At 73.0% G+C, this 4,040-nt stretch carries 5 protein-coding genes; 2 read left to right on the forward strand and 3 right to left on the reverse strand.

Translation table 11 applies throughout. From position 1 onward, the window contains the following. On the reverse strand, window positions 1–591 hold a 591-nt coding region (locus ACFV46_RS31950; RefSeq protein WP_385500789.1), incomplete at its 3' end, for a TetR/AcrR family transcriptional regulator. 60 nt (window positions 592–651) lie between these two features. Further along, the gene (locus tag ACFV46_RS31955) at window positions 652–1,329 is read right to left on the reverse strand and encodes an ABC transporter ATP-binding protein (protein ID WP_385500790.1); all 678 of its coding nucleotides are present in this window, start codon (window positions 1,327–1,329) and stop codon (window positions 652–654) included. Window positions 1,330–1,466: 137 nt separating this feature from the next. On the opposite strand from ACFV46_RS31955, the gene ACFV46_RS31960 reads away from it, so the two are divergent. Next, window positions 1,467–2,150 carry a TetR/AcrR family transcriptional regulator gene (locus ACFV46_RS31960; protein ID WP_376727852.1) on the forward strand — a complete coding sequence of 228 codons (684 nt, stop codon included), beginning with the start codon at window positions 1,467–1,469 and terminating at the stop codon, window positions 2,148–2,150. On the opposite strand, the gene ACFV46_RS31965 is transcribed toward ACFV46_RS31960, so the two are convergent. Beyond that, on the reverse strand, window positions 2,151–2,861 hold the full coding sequence (locus ACFV46_RS31965; RefSeq protein ID WP_385500791.1) for an SDR family oxidoreductase: 711 nt from the start codon (window positions 2,859–2,861) through the stop codon (window positions 2,151–2,153). 213 nt (window positions 2,862–3,074) lie between these two features. Between ACFV46_RS31965 and ACFV46_RS31970 the strand changes: the two genes are divergently transcribed. After that, a complete protein-coding gene (locus ACFV46_RS31970; protein WP_385500792.1) occupies window positions 3,075–3,887 on the forward strand; it encodes an SAM-dependent methyltransferase in 813 nt (270 codons plus the stop codon). Window positions 3,888–4,040: the final 153 nt, after the last annotated feature.

Here is a 4,040-nt window from a genome sequence, read left to right on the forward strand (position 1 = left end):
GCTCGGAGATGTGTATAAGAGACAGAGGCAGCGGCGCACCAGATCCAGCGTGCGCTCCGTGACCGTGTCGAGGGGGGCGCCCCCCTCGACGGCGGCCAGGGCCGTGTGGAGCATGCCGGCGACGAGGTCCGCCGTGAGGGCGGGTTCGGGGGCGCCGAGTTCCCGGACCGCCGCGCGGAACGGCTCCACCTGGCGCAGATGGAGCTCCATCAGACGCTCCTGGCAGGCGGGCGGGAGACCGGCGTTCATGAGCGCGGCGGCCGGCCGGTGGGCGCCTTCGGCACCGAGGCGCAGGCACTCCCGGAAGAACGCCTCGACGCGTTCCAGCGGGCCGTCCGCCCCGGCCAGGGCGCGCGCGAGGGCCTCGTCGGAGCGCCGGAACGCCTCCTCGGTGACGGTGGCCAGCAGGGCCGCCGAGGAGTCGAAGTACTGGTACACGCTGGACCGCGCGAGGCCGGCCCGGGCGCCGACGGCCGCCGGGGTGACGGCCGCGGCACCCTCGTGCACCAGGAGCTCGATCGCCGCCCCGATCAGCGCCTCGCGCTGCTGCGCGCGGTGTTCGGCGACGGTGGAGGCGTTGATCTTCGGCATACGGGCGGGGCTCCTGGGTGGCGGACTGGGCCGGGGCCGGGGCGCCGGCCCGCCGCCCGGTCAGGACAGCCGGCCGTCGACCATCTCGTGGACCCGGTCGGCGGCGTCCATTATCGCCGTGTCGTGGGTGACCATGACCGTCGCGGTGCCGTGGCGGTGGGTCTGCTCGGCGATCAGCCGTACCGCCTCCGCCGAGCGCTCGCGGTCCAGCGCCGAGGTGGGCTCGTCGACCAGGAGGACGGCGGGCGACGTCATCAGGGCGCGGGCGAGCCCCGCGCGCTGGCGTTCGCCGCCGGACAGCTGGTGCGGGCGGGAGCCGGCGCGGTGGGCGAGGCCGACCGCCTCGATGAGTTCGTCGGCCCGGGTCCGGCCCGTCGCGTCGAGGCGTCCGTCGATGTGCAGGGGCAGCAGGAGCTGTTCCCGAACGGTCAGGGAGGCGAGCAGGTTCGACTGCTGGAAGACGAAGCCGATGTGGCGCCGGCGGGCGGCCGTGCGGTCCTTGTCCGGCAGGGCGGTCAGCTCGGTGCCGGCGATGTGGACCGTGCCCGAGGTGGGCCGCTGGAGACCGCCGGCGCCGGCGAGCAGGCTGGACTTGCCGGATCCCGAGGGGCCGACGACCGCCACGAACTCGCCTGGTGCGACGGTCAGTTCGACGTGGTCGAGGGCCGTGACGGCCCGACGTGGTGGCCCGGGTCCTGGAGGCCGCCTGCGCCGTGTGACACGGTGAGGGCGGGACACCGGATGCATCGGCGGGACCGGAGTGGGCCGTACCGTGCGCCACTTCGGTCCCGCGCCGGTCAGTTGCTAGTAGCGCGGTTCTAGAATGATCGCGCTGGTGGCACGGGACCGATGACGGACGGCGACAGGGTGGCGGCATGACGGGGAACGCACGGCGGAGCGAGGGCACCAGGGGCACGCGGCAGGCGCGCTCGGACAGGAGCCGGGAACAGATCCTGCTGGCGGCGCTGGACCTGGCGCTGGAGCACGGCTACCAGGGCACGACCATGGCCGCGGTCAGCGCGTCCTCCGGTCTGCCGATCGGTTCGGTCTACTGGCACTTCAAGAGCAAGGAACAGCTCTTCGTCGCCCTGCTCGAGCACTGCTACAAGGCCTGGATGGAGCTTCACGCCGGCCCGGAGGGGCTGCGCCGCAAGCTGTCCCGCGGCATCGCCGGCCTGTCCGGCGCCGACCCCGAGCACTACACGAAGGAGGAGGCCCTGCTCAAGGCCGCCGCCATCTGGGCTCTGAGCAGGCAGCTGGGCGGCCTGGGCGAGGACAACGAGGTCCGCGCGGCGTACCTGCGGATGCGGGTGGAGATGTTCAAGGTGGACGTCGAGCGGATCACCGAGTCCGTCCCCGCGGACGTCGTCGAGCGCTTCCCGGACCTGCCCACCAGACTCACCGTGCTGAGTCTGGCGCTGACCGACGGCTTCTACGTGCACGCCAACTCCGACGTGCACCTGGAGCTGGACTTCGCCGAGTACGCGGACATGGCCGCGCGGGCCCTGGAGGGCCTGGTGGACGACTACGCCCGCCAGGCCGCCGAGGAGCGGAAGTAGTCACACGCCGCGGGTGAGTCCGCCGTCGACGCGCAGGTTCTGCCCGGTGGTGTAGGTGGCGTCGCAGGCCACGAAGGCCACGGTCCGCGCGATCTCCTCGAAGGCGGCCGCCCGGCCGAGGGGGATCGCGGAGGTCCACGCGTCCGGAACGGTCTCCGGGTCGGCGACGGTGTACCCCGGCAGCACGTTGTTGATGCGGATGCCGTCCGCGGCCACCTCGTCCGCCCACAGCTTGGTCCAGGTCGTCATCGCGGCCCGGGCGACCATCGAGGTGGGGAAGCGGGGCGAGGGCTCGGCGGGGCTGGCCGAGGAGATGTTGACGATGCTGCCGCCGCCCTGGGCGCGCATCGGCGCCAGGGCGGCGCGGCAGGCCCGCACCACGTTGTGGAAGTACAGGTCGAAGCCGGTGGCCCAGTCGTCGTCGGTCAGCTCCCGCAGCTTCCCCTTCGGGCCGTGACCGGCGCTGTTGACCAGCACGTCCAGCCGTCCCCAGACGGAGACCACCCGCTCGACGGCCTCCTCGACGACGCCGGCCCGGGTGTAGTCGCCGCGGACGGCGAGGCCGCCGAGCTCGTCGGCCAGCGCGACCGCCCCTTCGCCGCGCGCCAGGACCGCCACGCGGTGGCCGCGCGCGGCCAGTTCGCGCGCGGACGCGGCGCCGATGCCGCTGCTTCCGGCGATCACGAGGGCGGTGGGAGGTGTTGCGGTCATGGTGCGCCACTCCTGGTACGGAGCCGCGTCAGAACGACCCCTCTAGAATCTGCGTTCCAATCGAACGTAACCGGCGTCCGGCCCGACCGTCAGCAACCGGAAGGACCGGCCACCCGGCGCCCACCGGGACGCGGGTACCGGGCCATCGATGAAGTCCGGCGGGAATCGCCGTAGTTGATCACTTCGATCACCACGGTGTGTGAAGCTGTCCCCATGGAATCCTCGGAATCTTCGCCCGCCGACATCGTGGCGCGGCTGCAGACCGATCGCCCCCATTCGGCGCGGGTCTGGAACTACCTGCTGGGCGGCAAGGACAACTACCAGGTCGACAGCGAGGTCGGCGACGCCATCCTGTCCACGTTCCCGGAGTTCGCCGCAGTCGCCCGGCTGCAGCGGCGGTTCCTGGCGCGTGCGGTGCGCTTCCTGGTGCGGGAGGCCGGCATCCGGCAGTTCCTGGACATCGGGACGGGCCTGCCCACCGCGGACAACACGCACGAGCTGGCCCAGCGCATCGCGCCCGAGAGCCGGATCGTGTACGTGGACAACGACCCGCTCGTGCTGGTGCACGCCGAGGCGCTGCTCACCAGCAGCAACGAGGGGGCCTGCGCCTATGTGGACGCGGACGTCCGCGACCCGGAGCGCATCCTGGCCGAGGCCACCAAGACGCTCGACTTCAGCCGCCCGGTCGCCCTCACCATGCTGGGCATCATGGGGCAGATCTCGGACGACGACCGTCCCGCGGAGCTGGTGAGCGCCCTGCTCGCCGGGCTGCCCGCGGGCAGCTATCTGGCGCTGAGCGACGGCACGAACACCAACGAGGCGCTGAACACGGCGGTCGCGGCGTACAACCAGCAGTCGGCGAACACCTACCACCTCCGGTCGCCGCAGGAGATCGCCTCCTACTTCGACGGCCTGGCCCTGGTCGAGCCCGGGGTCGTCGCCACGGCCTCCTGGCGGCCGGACCCCGACGCACCGGAGGCGGACGCGCCCGACGTCTCCGTCGCCGGGGTCGCGATCAAGAACTGATCGGACGGACAGCGGGTCCAGAAGGAGAGAGGGGGGCGGGCCCCAGCCCGGGGCCCCGTACGGGGGCTCCACCCAGGGGGGGTGGTCCGCCCCGCGTAGCGGGGGGCCGACCCCGGGGGGGCGGCCGGGGGGGGGGGGCACCCCCCCTCGCAC

This window comes from Streptomyces sp. NPDC059852, from assembly GCF_042731455.1.
GTDB lineage: Bacteria > Actinomycetota > Actinomycetes > Streptomycetales > Streptomycetaceae > Streptomyces.